Below are 16,694 nucleotides of genomic sequence, written 5' to 3'. Positions count from 1 at the left end.
AAGATGAAAGAAACTAAAACAGACTTTAGGAGGATGTATTTATGTCGAAACATATATTAATGGTTGTGACAACAGCCGACAAAATGAATGAGGACCATGAAACAGGGCTTTGGCTTTCTGAGTTTGGCGAAGCCTATGTTGAATTTGATAAATTGGGTTATGACATTACCGTTGCAAGTCCTCTAGGCGGAAAAGCGCCGGTAGATGAAAGAAGTCTACAAGGGGATGACCCTCAGGAAGTACTGGACACAGCTAAGTATTTGGAAAACACAGTGAAGCTTGATGAAATAAACGATGTTTCTAAATTTGATGCTATTTTCCTTCCTGGCGGACATGGAACGATGTTCGATATGCCGGAAAATGATAAGCTTCAAGCGATCATTCGGGACTTGTATGAGTCTGGTAAGGTGGTAGCGGCTGTATGCCATGGCCCTGCTGGCTTGGTGGGTGTGAAATTGTCTGACGGAACTCCTTTAGTAAAAGGAAAAACAGTTACATCTTTCACAGACGCAGAAGAAAAAGAAACGACATTAGACCAATATATGCCTTTCCTGTTAGAATCACGACTTCGCGAGTTAGGTGCAAATTTCGAAGCAGCATCCAACTGGTCTGACCATCTGGAGGTAGATGGCAATTTGATTACAGGACAAAACCCGCAATCTACTATCAGTGTTGCAAAAGCAGTCACTAAGCAATTAGCGTAAATAATATTTCAATGAAAGCCTGTATAACAAAATGTGTACAGGCTTCTCTTTTTGAACTTATTTTTAATCGATCAGGTAAAGCTTAAAGGTAAAGATATGATGACGGACCAAATCAGAATGTCCCGATTGAAAGAAAAGCACCAATCGATGCTTAAACAGCACTTAAAAAATGAAAGGAGAACAGAATGAAAGCGTTATTATTAAAAGGAAAAAATGAATGGAGAACAATGAAAGTAGAGGAAATCGACAGGCCGCGCCCACAAAAAGGAGAGGTTGTGGGCGAGGTTCATGCAGTTGGTCTGAATCCGGTAGATTATAAAACAGCTACAGGGGGCAATCCTAATTGGGAATACCCTCATATTTTGGGTTTGGATGTAGCTGGTACAATTTATGAGACAGGAGAAGGAGTGACGGATTGGAGAAAAGGCGATAGAGTCGTTTACCATTGTGATTTTAACAAAAAGGGCGGCTTTGCAGAGTACGCCGTTACAACGGCCCATACGATATCCCGTATTCCGGACAGCGTATCATTTGAAGAAGCGGCCGCTTTGCCGACAGCAGGATATACCGCCTATCAGGCATTATTCCGTAAGCTCCCGCTTTCATCCATTGATACAATCCTCATTCATGGCGGAGCAGGAGGCGTGGGCGGCTTTGCGGTTCAATTGGCAAAGCTGGCAGGCAAAAAAGTGATCTCAACGGCTTCTGCTAAAAACCACGATTATGTTCTTTCTCTTGGGGCGGATCTTGTAATCGATTATCAACATGAGGATGTAAAAGAGCGAGTCATGGAATGGACGGATGGACACGGTGTAGATGCTGTTTTAGATACAGTCAGCAGAGACAGCGCTACAGCTTCTTTGGATATGATCGCTTATAACGGCCATATTGCCCATATTGCAGGTGCGCCTGATTATTCGCGGATTAAGCCCTTCACGAAAGTCATTTCTTATCATGAAGTTGCTTTAAATGCGATTCATCACAATCATGATCGTATAGCAGAAAAAGACCTGGCAAGGATAGGGGACGAATTTTTGGCTTTGGTGGCAGAGAAAAAAATCTTGCCGCTGCTGGAAAGAGTCATTTCTTTGGAAGAAGTACCAAATGCCCTGGAAGAACTGTCAAAACGACATGTGAAAGGCAAAATGGTAGCGAAACTAAAGTAAGGGGTGTACATTTATTCTTACAAGGCTTTCTTTTAAAAAATCGTAACAGGAGAGTGAAAAGCCATGGCCGTCATCATTACAGCCATTTTAAAAGCAAAACCAGGAAAAGAACCGCTGCTGAGAGAGGAATTAAAAAAGGTGCTTCCTGCATCCCGTGAAGAAGAAGGCTGCGTAAAATATACGCTCCATGAATCATTGGATGATAAAGGAACATTTATGTTTTATGAAATCTGGAAAGACGAAACAGCGCTTCAACATCATATGGAGGCTCCGCATTATAAAGAGTATAGGAAAAATGTTGCAGATTTGCTTGAAACAAGAGAAGTTTACCGCTTGGAGGAAGTTGTGGAATAGTTCTGCTATCAGCACCGTTCGAATTACAGGACGGTGCTCAATCCTTATTCATACAGTCTTATGATAGGAATTTGCGGCTTCTTTACAATAGAAAGCCGTCTACATTTCAAATGCCTCCCTCAATGGCTCAAAGTTATAGTGCTAGAAAGGAATAGAATCAAAATGATAGATTTTGAATGGTATCGGAGCTTTATCAGTATCTATAAGCATCGATCCGTGTCTGCAGCAGCCCAGGCACGCATATTAACACAGCCTGCCATGAGTCAGCATCTCGCTGCTTTGGAGGCAGAGGTTGGAGAGCCGTTGTTTATTCGGGCTCCCCGCAAAATGATTCCGACGGATAAAGGGAAGGAGCTCTATACCAAGCTTGTTCCTTTAATTGAGAATCTGGAAAGTATGTCAATGGAAATCAGGCATATGTCTGTAATAAAATCAGAACCGATTGTCCGGTTGGGATCGGCTGTAGAGTATTTTACACAAAATGCCTTAGGGAATTTAAAGGAGCTGGAGATACGGCTTTCCGTTCAATTTGGTACAACGGCTCAATTGCTGGAAGAACTCCAAAGGGACCATATTGACCTATTCATTGCTACTCAAAAGCTCCAAATTCCAGGTATTGAATATACCAAAATAGATGTTGAGACGTTTGTCGTAACTGCTCCGCCTGATTATTCAACGGATGCATTAGAAAATAATGAGATCGAACAATGGCTGAGCGGACAAAAATGGCTGAGCTATGGCTTGGAGCTGCCCATCATCCGGCGTTATTGGAGGGCGAATTTCGGCGATCGCCCTTTTATTGAACCGTTTCACGTCATTCCGGATTTAAGAGCAATCCTGTCGGCAATTGAACATGGGATGGGAGTGAGCATTCTGCCTCTTTATTTAATCCAGGAATCTGTAAAGCAAAAGAAAACAAACCTTTTATTTCCTCACCTTTCCGTTAAAAATACGCTCTATGCTGCCTATAAGGTGGAAAAAAGAGATAATCCTGCCATTCAACAAATCATAGAGAACCTGAAAAAGGGGTTAACAGATTGACAGTGTGGGGGAGTGCTTTGAACCGTGATAAGTAAGTCGGGTGCAAAAGTTACTGAACAATTTTTATAGATTTGCTTATTAATGAACAAATCGTAATTATTTAACAATTGTGATAATAGAAATTATTCTTATACTAATAATGTAAGATTTAAAACGTTTCATTTTTGGAAGGTGGGGACTTGCGAATGGAATATACAAAGCTTGGGAATACAGGGTTAGATGTATCGAGACTTTGCCTTGGTTGTAGGGTTTGGTGTAGCAGAACGTTGGTTTCACCCGTGGGTAATGGATTAGGAGAACAGTCGGCCTGTTATTAAAAAAGCCCTTGAATTAGGTATCAATTTTTTTGATACAGCGAACATTTATTCAATGGGAACCAGTGAGGAAATTCTTGGACGAGCGTTTAAGGATTTTGCTAATCGCGATGAAATTGTCATTGCCACGAAGGTGCATCAACGAATGCATGAAGGTCCAAATGGAGACGGTCTTTCTAGAAAGGCTATAATGAGCGAAATCGATAAAAGTCTTAAGAGATTAGGGACCGATTACGTAGACCTTTATATCATCCATCGCTGGGATTACAATACTCCTATTGAAGAGACGATGGAAGCTTTGCATGATATTGTGAGGGCTGGAAAGGCAAGATATATAGGTGCTTCCGCCATGTACGCATGGCAGTTTTTAAAGGCGCTGCATGTGGCGGAGAAACATGGATGGACAAGGTAGAGTTTGGAAATTCGATGTTTTAGTGAATAATGCTGGAGTTATGCCGCATTCGTTTCTTTACAAGAAAAAAATTGATGATTGGAACAAGATGAACTTCTTCTTAAAAGCTATCGGAAAACTGGACGATGGGGGACTATGGATAAAGTATGTAACAAACTGTGATTCAACAACTTCAAACTAGACACAATTCAAAACTAAAAGAAAGCAGGAATTTAACTATGGAAAATAACAATTAAGCAATAGCACTATCTTTCCATTGGGACAAAAAGTAGAAGCGAATTTTATCGGGGATGCATTCTTACACATGGTATTTACTGATCCAAAGCCACTAAATACATCAATTGGAAATGTAACCTTTGCTCCGGGAGCTCGCAATAATTGGCACTCACATAAAGTTGGGCAAGTATTATTGGTTACTGGCGGTGAGGGCTTGTATCAAGAAGGAGGAAAACCAGCTCAATTGCTAAAAACGGGTGATGTGGTTAATATACCACCGAATGTGAAGCATTGGCATGGTGCGACAAAAGAAAGCTGGTTTGTTCACTTAGCTATGACACCAGTAGAAACGGAATGGTTAGAACCTGTCGAGGATGAGTGGTATAGCAGCTTATAAAGAGAATATATAGAAATAAAGCCGATTATGTGTTGGGTTTGGCTTTTTTCTATAATTCTGTTTTGTATTATACTTAAGCGTGCGCTGTATTTTAATGAGAATAGTAATTCAGTTCCATATTTTATATGAGTTGACTGTATTTTGTCTTGTAAGTATAATTAATCCAAATAATAATTTAAAAGTTTTCTAGGGTTCCGCAATTATACTTTCTAATTGGTCAGGTCCGAGAGAAAACATACGGTGAACTTTACTGTATACACGGAGGGATAAAAGCCCGGGAGATATCAATAAGATATTTTCCTGGCTTTTTTTATTTTTAGGGGAAAATAAAGCAGGAGGATAGTTATGCTACAATTTAATAAAAATAATGTAACGGTTTATCAAAGTTCCTTATGGAAAACTACTAGTACTGTGTTTGAAACGGATAATTTTATACTAATCATAGATCCTGCATGGCTGCCACATGAAATAAATGAAATTAAATCATATGTAGAACAAATTCGGAATGGAAGGGAACTATATTTGCTATTTACGCATGGTGATTTTGACCATATTATTGGATATGGAGCATTCCCAGATGCAAAAGTAATAGGAAGTTTGGGGATGGCAGACCATCCAAATAAGCAGTATAAACTCGATTTAATTAATAACTTTGATCGTGAGTATTACATAGATAGACCATATCCTATTGAATTTCCAACTATTGATATAGTTATCAAAGAAGATGGGCAACAACTTGAAATAGGTAATACTTTCATTACCTTTTACCTTTCACCCGGTCATACTCATGATGGATTATTTGCAATAATTGAACCACAAGGGATATGGATTACTGGAGACTATTTATCTGATTTTGAATTGCCTTATCTGTTTGATAGTGCTAAAGCCTATTTAAACACTCTATTGAAGGCTGAAAAAATCTTGAAGAACCATTTTATTAGTGTGCTTGTACCGGGGCATGGCCACTTAACAGGAAATAGAGACGAAATGAATAGAAGAATAGAGTTAGCTCAGGAATATTTAAATCGATTAATTGAATCTGTAAAAAATGGCGATAGTCAAACAATCGAACAACTAGGGAAAGAAATGAGTTATCATTCAACCTTCACTAAAGAATGTCATAAGAAAAACATTGAAATCATCCAAAATGAATTTGTATAAGAGTAATGATAGTAGGAACATAGTAAATAATAAAAATGAAGTATTTCAGTTTATAGATAAATCTGAAGACTGGTGTTTGTATTGACACTTCAGCCAACGAATGCTTTGTTGAGGTTCAAGAAGGTCTGTTTTTGCAGATCTTCTTATTCTAACTACGTAGGATTTGAATAAAGATTTTACCTTTAAACAAGAAGGTAAGATCATATGAAGCTTGGAATATATAGGGTTGGTAATCACTGTATTTCTATTTCAGGGGGGTTAGGTATGACGAGAGAATTATGGTTGAACATGACAGTGCGTGAACCAGAGCGGTCAAAAGAGTTTTATACGCAGCTCGGTTTTCAGTTGAATGAGAAGTATACGAGTCAAGACGGCTCATTCAGCTTGATCGTCGGCGACAATCAGGTTGTTCTGATGCTCTTCCCGGAATCCGTGTTCCGCGGTTTTGCTGGTAATACGGTTGCGAATTCGTGGCAGAGTACTGAAGTGTTATTCTCTCTGGGGGCGAACTCCAGGGATGAAGTTGATGAGCTCGCAATGAAAGCTGAACTTGCCGGCGGTACTGTATTCAGTAAGCCGGGCGAACGGGATGGCTGGATGTACGGCTGTGGCTTTACCGATCCGGACGGTCATCGGTGGAATGCATTGTATATGGATATGAGCAAAATGCCGCAAGGCTGAAGGCCCGATTCGCCATTTCGTGACGAATGTTTAAACAACAAGTGAAATAAAGGTACTAAATGAACGGTTACGTTCATTTCAAAAGGGACTAAAACGTTCTTGCAGTAAGTTGGTCATTTTGCAGTATAAAAAAGGTTAGAAAATAGTAACGGGTTCGGTTTTGGAGTACAAAAATCAAATTCACACTAAGTTTCACCTGCTAAATAACAATTAAATTCACACACCAAAACGCGCAGCAGTTGGTTGACTGTGCGTTTTTTATGTTACGCATTCATTTGTCACAAATTTTTTTTAATATCTGATAAGGCAGCAATAAAAGAGGTTTTGAGACATAAGAAAGGTTTTATTGACAGTGTAGTTATACACGACGACATTATCCAATACATAACGGACTAATTAAACTGGATTCCAAGGATTAATCCTTCATCTAGTAAAAATCTCAATAGAAGAGGGCTTAACTATCACGGTGAAGCGCTTTTTGAACAGCAGTCTTTTGAGTTAATAAGAGCCATTTTTATGTCGTGGAGAAACTTATTTATGAATGGACCAAAAGTATTAAAGCTTAGAGGTAATTTTGTCCATGAGGGAAATTATGAGGATGGAGAATACGAAAGGTTAATTATTAATCGAGACGATTTATTAAAGCAATTTGAAAAAATCATTTCAATGGCAGAACAATTGTCCGAAGATAATTTATATCTGTATCATATAGGAATTTAATAAAACGCCCCCTCTTTGCGAAATGAATTATTGTTAATTTTGTTGTACGAACGGGGCAGGTTAGCATAGTAAGGTGGACGCTATTTTAAGGCAGTTGACCCATTTTGCGAAATAAAAAAACGAGCTGCTCTGCATAGCAACTCATTAAGGACGTTTTTTTCTTTTCACAATTATTACCGAACTCCAAACAACTATTGCACCGAGAAAAGCTGTGATTACGGGGACAAAAATATTGTTAGCCATTGTAAATCCCCTTCCAATTTCCAACTTTTATCATTATACCACATATGCAGAATATTGAATATATAAAAGTGGTATTCATTCTTTACTGCACAATCAGTCTATATTGCGTATCAACCCTTTCTTCCACGAAAGGGGCAGGTCAGTTCAACAAGCATTTATTACCTTGTTAATAAAATTGTAAAATCGGGTGTTACAGGAATAAAAAAAGAAGGTCTAAGCCTTCCTTTAATGAACTGCCATCCCATTTAAAAAATAGGGCATGGCTATTTTTATATATTCCTCGGCTGGTAACGAACTATTATGCTGCCAATCAACACAAGCTCCGTAAATACCCCAACTCAATAGAACTGCACCAATTTTTAATACTTCCTTTTCCCTTTGAGGATTTCGTTTGATGAGAAGGGAAAAAAATACACTTTCCAATTCTTTTTTAATTTTGTGTTCTATCATCGTACTAAATGATTCATAACTTTTTTTACATTGTGTACTTAAATCCCTTTGGAATTTGGTAACAGCTAGGAAGATTTTTATAATTGTTGCTTCGCTTAAATAATCATGACAACTCAGCATCTCTTTAATATTTTTCAATATGTTTTCTGAAAGAACGGCATCCAGCAAGTCGTATTTATCTACAAAATGAGCGTAAAATGTGGCACGATTAACAGTTGCTTTATCTGTAATGTCTTTTATGGTAATGTCTTTAAAATCCTTGAGCTGTGCCACTGTGATAAAAGAATCTACTAACAGTCTCCTTGTTCGTAAAATACGTGGGTCTATTTTTGAAATACCCATTCTAATCCCTCTCTTTTAAAAGTAAACAACTATTTACACCATTTGTTGTGTAAGCGACAAAACGCTAAAACTGATGATTGAGAATGTAGTTATCTTTATTTAAAATTAATTATACAACAAGTGTTGTCTAAGCGAAACTTGTTATGAAAGAGAGGTAATCATCCATTGAATATTTCATTATTTGGTGCAAATGGGGCAATCGGTCAGCTCGTTTTAAAACATGCTTTGCAAAATGATGATTTTGTGACATCGTTTGTCCGCCGAGAAAATTCAATTTCCATTACACATGAAAAGCTAAAGGTTGCCATTGGCAATTTAACTAATGAAGCCAAAGTTGAAGAAGCTATCCGTGATGCTGATGTTATTATCAGCACACTAGGTCCAGCATTAGATACGTCAAGAAAAGTTAAGAGCTTACCTATAGCAGATGGACATAAGATTATCCTTACTATGATGGAAAAGCTAGGTAAAAAACGTTTTATCACTTTAGTGACACCAACGGTAAAAGCTAAGGAGGATAAGAATCAATTTGCTACAGTAGTTCCTGGCGCTATGGCTAAATGGTTATTTCCGACGGGCTATCAAGAAATGAAAACAATTGAGCAACTTGTAACTCATTCCAACTTAGAATGGACTCTTGTTCGTATTATTAATCCGAATGTAAAACATGTTGGGCAGGAATACTCCATTTCACTAGGCGACACCAAAGCTAAAATGGGTGTCTCAAGAGAGAATGTAGCTCAATTTATATATGACATTGTAAAAAATAATAAATACATAAAACAAATGCCGATTGTGTTTAATAAATAAGGGGGAGATAGAATGACAATTTTAGGATGGATTTTACAAGGTTTATTAGCAGCAATGTTTTTAATGGCTGGATTTGGTAAAGTGACAGGCTCAAAAATGCACCGTGAAGCATTTGTTCACTGGCGTTTACCTCAGTGGTTTCGTGTTGTTACAGGGTTAGTGGAATTAATTGGTGCAGCGTTATTAATCATTGGTTATTGGCAAAAAGATTTCGCGATTGCAGGGGCATTAATACTTGGCGTGACAGCCATAGGAGGATTAATTACACATTTACGTGTAAAAGATGGATTTAAAGAAACATTTATGATTGTACTGCTTGGGATAATCGCTTTTATATTACTTTTTATTCTAATTTAATTGTGTACGCATGGAATCATAAGTTATTGTTAAAATTCCTTCTTCCACGAACGGGTGCGTTTGTGGAAGAAGGAATATTCGGAACCGAAAAGACTGATTAAGCTTAATCGGTCTTTTCTCGTTTCTATTGCATATAAATTATGTCGTTTATCGTTATATGTTTTTTTAGCGATATCGAGTCACTGAACAGACGTTTTCGAATCCTTTCCTGCACACCCAATTCGCATACGTTTTAACATACCAATTCGCAGGAGTATGCTGTCTATCAGACTTTTGCGAATTGGTATGCGAATTACACCTCTTATTGCAATGATATTTTACTGTTTGTACTCCAAAACCGAACCCGTTAAGAAAATAGCAGATACCTCTGCTTTCCTAGCCTTCTTTTTTTGTTTTAAGATGGAATAAATACACTTATATAATAATCTTTTTATTCAAAAGTGAACTTACAATAAAATATTTTATATTGGTCTAGACTGCCATTATTCATTGACAGGGTGGAGGGAATCCATTATGATTATCTCTCAGGTTCGAGATTTTTGTTAAACGAATAGATAAGGATGGGAAATATTCTTTGACTTTGAACGGCCGTTTACTCGAAGAAAGGGTTCGGTAAAGCTCTTTGTTCTTTTTGTTTCATTAATCATTGGTGGATAAGTCTCCTGTAGGAAAGCTAGTTTAAGGTGGCTAAGTAAGCGCTAAGCCAGAGATTTTGGCAACACAACAGGTAATATTACCAGTGACATTTGAAAACAATGCGCAAATATCAATCAACAGGGTATATAGTTATAAATGGAACTTTTAAATAGTGAATTGTTCACAAGGCAAAAGCTGCCTTGTTTTGTTTTGCAATAATCCGATCTACGAATGGTCACAATGGCCTAATAAAGTCGGGAATCCAAACCATTGCCTAAATCTACATCGTAAAAACAAAAAAGTATAGTTATAGATAAAAAGGGGGGGGTTGTACATGACAAGCAGAACGACGGTCATGGTCAGTATTGTCCTTGCTATGCTGGTTGCATCCATTGATTCGACGATTATGAATACAACCATGCCGATCATCGCCAAGGAGCTCGGCAGATTTGACTTGTATGCCTGGTCTTTCGCATCATATATGATTGCCAGCACCATTCTTTCGCCGGTGGCAGGACGATTATCGGACTTATTTGGAAGGAAAAAAGTATTTGCGTTTGGAATTCTCTTATTTTTAGTAGGCTCCCTGTTATGCGGTATTTCCGCAAGCATGATTCAACTGGTGGTATTCCGTGCGGTCCAGGGGATCGGAGCCGGATTTATGATGCCTTTCCCTGCCATTATTGCGGGTGATTTGTTTCCAGTGGAGAAAAGGGGAAAGATCCAAGCTCTGTTTACAGCCATGTGGGGACTATCCGCTGTACTTGCCCCATTGCTTGGATCGTTCTTTGTTGAATATATGACATGGAGATGGATTTTCTTTGTCAATCTGCCTGTCTGCTTGATTTCTTTTCTGACATTGCTTCCTTATAAAGAGCACTACCAGCCGAAGAAGGCAAAGGTCGATTATTTAGGAGCTGTATTGTTCGCTGTAGGCGTTACGTTCCTTTTATTGGATACCGTAATAAAACAGAACAGATTACTCTACTTAGCGCTTGGTATTGTATTGCTCGTATTATTTTATGTTTACGAGAGAAAGCAATCATCACCGCTTGTACCATTGTCCATGCTAAAGCATAAAATGATTTCAAGAATTAACCTGAACGCCTTTATCGGAACGGTATCTCTTTTTGGTACCTCCAGTTTTATTCCGCTGTTTTTGCAGAAAGTCGGCCATCTTTCCTTGTTTATGAGCGGTGTGGCCCTCTTGGGAACGGCGATCGGATGGATGGCGGCAGCGGTTCCTGCAGGAAAATGGATTTTGAAATACGGCTATAGAATCCTGCTGATAATCGGAAACCTGCTTCTATTTATCTCCGGTTTGCTATTAACCTTCTTAAATCAGCAGCTGGGATTTGGATTTGTTTTTGCAGTCATGATTGTACAGGGTCTGGCGTTCGGATTGCTGACAACAGTTGGTATGATCGGGGTTCAGCAGCTGGTGGGCGGTCACGAAAGAGGCATTTCTACATCTTTCTTTATGTTCTGCCGTAACATGGGGACAGCCATAGGCGTCACCATTATGGGAGCCCTGCTTACGAATGGAGCCACCTTTATGGCGGGCATCCATCATCTTTTCCTTTTCGGGTTTGGCGGAAGTATAGTAGCATTACTGACATCCTTCCTGATAAAAAAAGAGAACTCTCTGCAGTCAAATAACGAGTCTGGTTCCAAAGCAGTTTAATCTATAAAAAAAGGATGTACGAGGGTGCATCCTTTTTTGGTGTACATTTACAAGTAATGGGGAAAACAGGAGCAATTTAATAATGGATTCGTTTTGGAGTAGAAAAACTCAATAGCATATCAATTCGCACCTTAATTAGAAATTAAAATCTTATGAATTCACATTTGAAAACGCACAGTAATTGGTTAGTTGATGCGTTTTGCGTTTACTGTCTTTATGGAATCGTTTAATTGATTATTTCGAAGGTTTTATGGGATTTTATGTTTAGCTAAGGAATTACCTGTTCCATCATTCATATTAAATTTGATAGTACCACCTTGCTTGAGGTGTACTACTTGAAGATTGGGCATCGATATTCCTGATTTTTCATTTTGAGTAATAGCAGCCCATACCTTTTCTACTGAATGTTTAAGTGGGCGGTTGTAACGAGCGAGAAGAAAATCTATAAATTATGTCGGTATTTGGTGAACAAAACAACTTCATTGAATTCGCTTACACTTGTTAAAATCAGTTTATTGTTGTAAACAAGGAGCGAACTGTGGTGAATAATGATTTATTTGAACAAATTGAAATGCTAAGAAGAAAAATGATTTCGGTTGGAATGTCTAATGGATTTACCTCTAAAGAAACCATTATACTTAGTGAAAAACTGGATTATTTAATAAATTTACAATTGAGATTACAGGGGAAAATGTCCGCATAATTAGTTTTTACTGGACGAGCTATTATAGATGTATTTTGTATTAAGGACACTTTTTTAATTTTGCTAACAGCTTCATACAATACAAACAAGTATCATTGTTTGGTCTTTTTCTAATTCCTTTTGCTATAAAATTCGCAGACGTTTTAACATATCGATTCGCAGGTGTCTGCTAGTCAGCAGACTGTGGTGAACTGGTATGGGAATAATAGTGTGATTTATAGTGTTAAAATATCTAAATTGTAGTTTTATCAACAAAAATAATGATACCAATTCATATGCGAATTAATATCCCTTTTATCTTGTTATTTGATATTTTCTACCTAAAATTGAACCCGTTAACAATTTTGCCCGCTGTTTTTCGTTTTTTACATGTGCTTATCAAACGCTGGGTTGATCGTATTCTTTTTTCCAAGAAAAAGCTTTGTAATAAAGAAGCCCATCACAATCACCAATGTTGTCCAAACGCTTGCCTCAATCCCAAAGGAACCTCCTGTCAAGAGGTTATCGGCTTCTTTAATGTGAAAGAAGCCGTTTCCTGGTGTACCACTGACATCGAAGCCTAGGATATTCCCCTGAAAAAAATTCCAAAGAAAATGGTAACCCATCGACATCCACAGTGACTTTGTCTGTATGAACATATAAGCAAACAGGAGTCCAATCAAGCAAATGTTAATGATGCCCATGATGTGAACATGTGGATTTTCTGTATGAGCAAGACTAAACAGTAAACATGACCCCAGATAGATCAGGGGAGTAGAGCGGGTTTGCTTTAATACCGAAATGACATATCCTCTAAAGAAAAGCTCCTCATTGGCAGCAACAAAAATAAATCCAATAAAGGACAAAAGAATGCCTTGTATGAGCGAAGGGGTTATTTTTGCCGGAACTAATACTGCCTGTTTTGTCATTACCATGAAAAAAGCACAAAGCAGAATGGAGATCATTCCTAAAAACAAGCCAAACAAAAGATTTTTCCCCTGTTTTGAAAGCGGTGTTAAACCAAGATCACGCCAATTCCGTTTTTCTTTTTTTAAGCAGACGGCTAATGTTACAATGACGCCAAGCAGCTGAGCAAGCATCATAAAGAAATCAACGCCGGGATCTGCCATGAAGCGATCAATGTTATCAAGTACGTGAATATTCGTAAACGCGTAGATGATGACAACGGGAATGGACAGAAGGGATGTGAATAGATTCATCAACGCAAAAGCCAGTAACAGCTTCCAGCCGCTCCTTACTTTTCCGTCTTTGTTTTTAAACCATTTTTTCATGGGTATTCTCCTAACTGGTATAATATAGCATAATAGGAAAAGGATACGTTCCTGGGAACGATTTGTAAATATAAAAATAGAAAATGACCAAAAAAGGAAAAAGACTAAAGCAGAAGCAGGTGAAAAGAATGTTAAAAAAACTGACGAACCGCGTGTATTATATGGACCATGTTCAAGAAACAGACCGCCCGGCACTGGGGTTAATCTGTGGTGATTCTTATAGTTTAATAGTGGATGCCGGCAACTCGCCTGCCCATGCCAAAGAATTTTTGCAAAAAGCATCAGAGCTGGATATACAGCCAATCAAGTATGTTACTATCACGCATTGGCATTGGGATCATACATTCGGAATGGATGCAATGGGAGGATTGGCGATAAGCCACCGAGGAACAAAAAAGAAGCTTGGGTATATGAAGGAGCTTAAATGGGACGATGCTTCATTGGACAGCCGCGTAGAAAAAGGGGAAGAGACGCCGTTTTGCCGCGATATGATCAAAGCGGAAATGCCGACACGGCATGGCTTGAAGCTGATGACTCCGGATATCATCTTTGATGACAAAATTGAAATAGATTTAGGAGGCATAACATGTGTGGTCCAGCATGTAGGAGGAGGGCATGCAGAGGATTCCTCCATCATTTATGTCCCGGAGGAGAAGGTCCTGTTTCTTGGTGATTGCTTATGTGAGGATTATCATAGCGGGCCGCCAAGCTATGACCACAATGAATTCAAGAAACTGATTGATAAAATTAAACATTACGATGCAGATCACTATGTAACGTCCCATCATGTGCCGGAAACCCATGAAGAATTCTGGGGATATTTTCAGGATTTAGCAGAGATCGGGGACATCGTGAGAGAAGAATTATCCTTTGAAAAAGCCCTGGAAAAATTACGAGTGATTCGGCAAAGTGAACCCGACGAAGATCAAAAGGGTTCGATTTTAAGCTTTGTAAACGGCAATGAAAAAAGAGCGAATAAGAAGGCAGTCACGGGTGAAACAGCTGCTTCTTTGCAAGAATAGCTGTCGTCTCAGAGACTCCATTCGTTTTTTAAGGGCATATGACGGCGCCAAACCTGAATAAACTGGTAAAAAAGGAGTTTCTGAGCATGGTCTTAAATCCTAAGCAGATAGGAAAATTTAAAAGTCCTCTGCCCATCCCGCCTGTATTCATGCCAAAACTGGCGAAGGACCAAAGTGGAAGAGTACGGCATGAATATGAAGTGGATGTCAGTGCTTTCGAGCAGCAAATTCTTCCGGAGGGCTTTCCAAAAACACAAGTATTCGGCTATGGAGGCATTGTAAAAGACGAAGCAGGGGGAAAATATGCCCGGCATGCTCCCGGCCCAACCTTTGAAGCGGTTAGAGGAATTCCTGTAAAGGTAAAGTGGGTCAATCGACTGGATGGGCCTCATTTTCTTCCTGTTGATGGAACGATTCACTGGGCAAATCCCAATCAAAAATCCTTTCCTCCAGCTGCTTATCCCGTTCCATTCAATCCTGTAACGCGAAAAGGGATTGCGGAATTACAAGCGCCGATTCCCATCGTTACCCATCTTCACGGCGGCGAAAATCCTCCTCCGTATGACGGCCATCCAGATGCCTGGTTTACGAAAAACAAAGAGAAAACGGGCCCTGCTTTTAAAACAGACGAATATGAATATCTGAATACCCAGCCAGACGCAACCCTTTGGTACCATGACCATACACTTGGCATCACCCGGCTAAATGTCTATGCAGGATTGGCAGGGCTATATATAGTAAGAGATTCAAAGCTCTCTTTAAACCAGCAGCTGCCTGATGGTGATTTAGATGTTCCTTTGGTCATTCAGGACCGCACCTTTGATGACAAGGGGCAGCTTTTGGAGATGAAGAATAGCGGGGAGAGCCCGGAAGTCCATCCTTACTGGGCGCCTGAAAACTTCGGCAACACCATTATGGTGAACGGGAAAGTCTGGCCTTTTCTGGAGGTGAAACGGCGGCAATACCGTTTTCGGCTTCTGAATGGCTCGAATGCCCGTTTTTATCGAATGAAAATTCCATATCAGGGCACTTTCTTACCCTTTACTGTCATTGCCCGTGACGAGGGATTTTTGCCAAAGCCTGTTGAAAAGACTGAATTATTATTGGCCCCAGGTCAGCGAGCGGATGTTCTGCTGGACTTTTCACGGCTTCCGTCCGGAACCACACTTATCTTGAAAAACGATGCGCCTGCACCCTTTAGTCCGGATCAGCCTTCACTCGATCCTTTCGAACCCGTTGCGGACATTATGCAATGGAAGGTTGTTGCTTCCATTCCACGCTTTCCAAATCCATTGCCAGCGAAATTAAACACGATCCCGTCTTTGAAGCCCAACGCTCCGAAGCGCACACTTACATTAAATGAAGAATTGACCAACAGTAATCATTCACTTTCACTTTTGCTGGATGGCCAGACATGGAGCGCCCCCATTTCTGAAAAGCCAATGATTGGCTCCACTGAGGATTGGGAACTGGTGAATGTTACAGGGGATACCCACCCTATACATATCCATCTGGTTCCCTTTCAAATCGTCAGCCGTCAGCCTTTTGATAAAGATCGCTATCTGGCCGATTGGCTGAAGTTAAATGGGAAAATGCCGTTGGACCATCCAACAAAGGGGCTCTCTGTAAAAAACTATCTAATTGGAAAACTAAAACTGTCAGAGCCTGCAGAACAGGGCTGGCATGATATTGTTGCTGCCAACCCTGGGGAAGTGACAACAATACGTGTCCGCTTTGCCCCAATTGATACACCGGTAAATAAAGTAAAGCTGGGAGAAAATAAATACCCCTTTAATCCGGGCCAATTTCCGGCCTATGTATGGCACTGCCACATTCTGGACCATGAAGATAACGAAATGATGAGACCCTATGAGGTGGAAGTACAGCATGCAGAAGGAGGACGCCAATATTTAAAGGGAAAAAAGACAGCAGGTCAGCTTTTGCAGCTTTTATTCCGGAAGAAATAATACGGCCTGCTACTAATCTTCAAAAAAAGTGCAGATTAAAGTG

17 protein-coding genes, 1 pseudogene and 1 riboswitch are annotated in these 16,694 nt (G+C 39.5%); of the genes and pseudogenes, 16 read left to right on the top strand and 2 right to left on the bottom strand.

Annotated elements, in window-relative coordinates:
• Positions 1-41 precede the first annotated feature (41 nt).
• The 10 genes and pseudogenes from A5N88_RS05980 (at position 42) to A5N88_RS05935 (ending at position 7,166) form a co-directional block, all read left to right on the top strand.
• Positions 42-704 carry a type 1 glutamine amidotransferase domain-containing protein gene (locus A5N88_RS05980; protein ID WP_066264114.1) on the top strand — a complete coding sequence of 221 codons (663 nt, stop codon included), beginning with the start codon at positions 42-44 and terminating at the stop codon, positions 702-704.
• A gap of 185 nt (positions 705-889) precedes the next feature.
• The gene (locus A5N88_RS05975) at positions 890-1,870 is read left to right on the top strand and encodes a zinc-binding dehydrogenase (RefSeq protein ID WP_066264112.1); all 981 of its coding nucleotides are present in this window, start codon (positions 890-892) and stop codon (positions 1,868-1,870) included.
• Positions 1,871-1,933: 63 nt separating this feature from the next.
• On the top strand, positions 1,934-2,224 hold the full coding sequence (locus A5N88_RS05970; RefSeq protein ID WP_066264111.1) for a putative quinol monooxygenase: 291 nt from the start codon (positions 1,934-1,936) through the stop codon (positions 2,222-2,224).
• Between the two features lie 162 nt (positions 2,225-2,386).
• Complete coding sequence (locus tag A5N88_RS05965) at positions 2,387-3,265, top strand: LysR family transcriptional regulator (protein ID WP_066264110.1); 879 nt, start codon at positions 2,387-2,389, stop codon at positions 3,263-3,265.
• A 185-nt stretch (positions 3,266-3,450) separates the two neighbouring features.
• A pseudogene (locus A5N88_RS05960) lies at positions 3,451-3,988 on the top strand (aldo/keto reductase); the annotation flags it as partial.
• Positions 3,975-4,172, top strand: a complete 198-nt coding sequence (locus A5N88_RS24760; RefSeq protein ID WP_066264109.1) for a hypothetical protein — start codon at positions 3,975-3,977, stop codon at positions 4,170-4,172. The pseudogene A5N88_RS05960 and the gene A5N88_RS24760, both read left to right, overlap by 14 nt.
• Positions 4,173-4,247: 75 nt before the next feature.
• Complete coding sequence (locus tag A5N88_RS05950; RefSeq protein ID WP_232317540.1) at positions 4,248-4,604, top strand: cupin domain-containing protein; 357 nt, start codon at positions 4,248-4,250, stop codon at positions 4,602-4,604.
• A gap of 175 nt (positions 4,605-4,779) precedes the next feature.
• A riboswitch (guanidine-I (ykkC/yxkD leader) is annotated at positions 4,780-4,887 on the top strand.
• Between the two features lie 62 nt (positions 4,888-4,949).
• A complete protein-coding gene (locus tag A5N88_RS05945) occupies positions 4,950-5,765 on the top strand; it encodes an MBL fold metallo-hydrolase (RefSeq protein WP_066264106.1) in 816 nt (271 codons plus the stop codon).
• Between the two features lie 264 nt (positions 5,766-6,029).
• Positions 6,030-6,446 (top strand): VOC family protein, encoded by a 417-nt coding sequence (locus tag A5N88_RS05940; protein ID WP_066264105.1) that lies wholly within the window; start codon positions 6,030-6,032, stop codon positions 6,444-6,446.
• A 516-nt stretch (positions 6,447-6,962) separates the two neighbouring features.
• Positions 6,963-7,166 (top strand): hypothetical protein, encoded by a 204-nt coding sequence (locus A5N88_RS05935; protein ID WP_157090611.1) that lies wholly within the window; start codon positions 6,963-6,965, stop codon positions 7,164-7,166.
• A gap of 468 nt (positions 7,167-7,634) precedes the next feature.
• Here A5N88_RS05935 and A5N88_RS05930 read toward each other — a convergent pair whose 3' ends face one another.
• Positions 7,635-8,201, bottom strand: coding sequence for a TetR/AcrR family transcriptional regulator (locus tag A5N88_RS05930; protein ID WP_066264102.1), 567 nt, complete (start codon positions 8,199-8,201; stop codon positions 7,635-7,637).
• 165 nt (positions 8,202-8,366) lie between these two features.
• Between A5N88_RS05930 and A5N88_RS05925 the strand changes: the two genes are divergently transcribed.
• From A5N88_RS05925 to A5N88_RS24175, 4 genes are all read left to right on the top strand, one after another.
• On the top strand, positions 8,367-9,011 hold the full coding sequence (locus A5N88_RS05925; RefSeq protein WP_066264101.1) for an NAD(P)-dependent oxidoreductase: 645 nt from the start codon (positions 8,367-8,369) through the stop codon (positions 9,009-9,011).
• 12 nt (positions 9,012-9,023) lie between these two features.
• Positions 9,024-9,368 (top strand): DoxX family protein, encoded by a 345-nt coding sequence (locus tag A5N88_RS05920; protein WP_066264100.1) that lies wholly within the window; start codon positions 9,024-9,026, stop codon positions 9,366-9,368.
• Positions 9,369-10,338: 970 nt separating this feature from the next.
• Positions 10,339-11,688, top strand: a complete 1,350-nt coding sequence (locus tag A5N88_RS05915; RefSeq protein WP_066264098.1) for an MFS transporter — start codon at positions 10,339-10,341, stop codon at positions 11,686-11,688.
• Between the two features lie 538 nt (positions 11,689-12,226).
• On the top strand, positions 12,227-12,391 hold the full coding sequence (locus tag A5N88_RS24175; protein WP_232317539.1) for an aspartyl-phosphate phosphatase Spo0E family protein: 165 nt from the start codon (positions 12,227-12,229) through the stop codon (positions 12,389-12,391).
• Positions 12,392-12,756: 365 nt separating this feature from the next.
• Here A5N88_RS24175 and A5N88_RS05910 read toward each other — a convergent pair whose 3' ends face one another.
• Positions 12,757-13,662, bottom strand: coding sequence for a CPBP family intramembrane glutamic endopeptidase (locus tag A5N88_RS05910; protein WP_066264097.1), 906 nt, complete (start codon positions 13,660-13,662; stop codon positions 12,757-12,759).
• 128 nt (positions 13,663-13,790) lie between these two features.
• Here A5N88_RS05910 and A5N88_RS05905 point away from each other — a divergent pair, with 128 nt between their 5' ends.
• Positions 13,791-14,684 carry an MBL fold metallo-hydrolase gene (locus A5N88_RS05905; RefSeq protein ID WP_066264096.1) on the top strand — a complete coding sequence of 298 codons (894 nt, stop codon included), beginning with the start codon at positions 13,791-13,793 and terminating at the stop codon, positions 14,682-14,684.
• Between the two features lie 86 nt (positions 14,685-14,770).
• On the top strand, positions 14,771-16,651 hold the full coding sequence (locus A5N88_RS05900) for a multicopper oxidase family protein (RefSeq protein WP_066264095.1): 1,881 nt from the start codon (positions 14,771-14,773) through the stop codon (positions 16,649-16,651).
• Positions 16,652-16,694 lie beyond the last annotated feature (43 nt).

It is taken from the genome of Heyndrickxia acidicola (assembly GCF_001636425.1).
Lineage (GTDB): Bacteria > Bacillota > Bacilli > Bacillales > Bacillaceae_C > Bacillus_AE > Bacillus_AE acidicola.
Note: the sequence above shows the minus strand (reverse complement) of the source record. Positions and strands in the feature narration are given on the sequence as shown.

Coding starts and splice junctions, on each gene's coding strand:
- A5N88_RS05980 (WP_066264114.1), top strand. CDS start 42: ATGTCGAAACATATATTAATGGTTGTGACAACAGCCGACAAAATGAAT.
- A5N88_RS05975 (WP_066264112.1), top strand. CDS start 890: ATGAAAGCGTTATTATTAAAAGGAAAAAATGAATGGAGAACAATGAAA.
- A5N88_RS05970 (WP_066264111.1), top strand. CDS start 1,934: ATGGCCGTCATCATTACAGCCATTTTAAAAGCAAAACCAGGAAAAGAA.
- A5N88_RS05965 (WP_066264110.1), top strand. CDS start 2,387: ATGATAGATTTTGAATGGTATCGGAGCTTTATCAGTATCTATAAGCAT.
- A5N88_RS24760 (WP_066264109.1), top strand. CDS start 3,975: ATGGATGGACAAGGTAGAGTTTGGAAATTCGATGTTTTAGTGAATAAT.
- A5N88_RS05945 (WP_066264106.1), top strand. CDS start 4,950: ATGCTACAATTTAATAAAAATAATGTAACGGTTTATCAAAGTTCCTTA.
- A5N88_RS05940 (WP_066264105.1), top strand. CDS start 6,030: ATGACGAGAGAATTATGGTTGAACATGACAGTGCGTGAACCAGAGCGG.
- A5N88_RS05935 (WP_157090611.1), top strand. CDS start 6,963: ATGTCGTGGAGAAACTTATTTATGAATGGACCAAAAGTATTAAAGCTT.
- A5N88_RS05930 (WP_066264102.1), bottom strand. CDS start 8,201: ATGGGTATTTCAAAAATAGACCCACGTATTTTACGAACAAGGAGACTG.
- A5N88_RS05920 (WP_066264100.1), top strand. CDS start 9,024: ATGACAATTTTAGGATGGATTTTACAAGGTTTATTAGCAGCAATGTTT.
- A5N88_RS05915 (WP_066264098.1), top strand. CDS start 10,339: ATGACAAGCAGAACGACGGTCATGGTCAGTATTGTCCTTGCTATGCTG.
- A5N88_RS05910 (WP_066264097.1), bottom strand. CDS start 13,662: ATGAAAAAATGGTTTAAAAACAAAGACGGAAAAGTAAGGAGCGGCTGG.
- A5N88_RS05905 (WP_066264096.1), top strand. CDS start 13,791: ATGTTAAAAAAACTGACGAACCGCGTGTATTATATGGACCATGTTCAA.
- A5N88_RS05900 (WP_066264095.1), top strand. CDS start 14,771: ATGGTCTTAAATCCTAAGCAGATAGGAAAATTTAAAAGTCCTCTGCCC.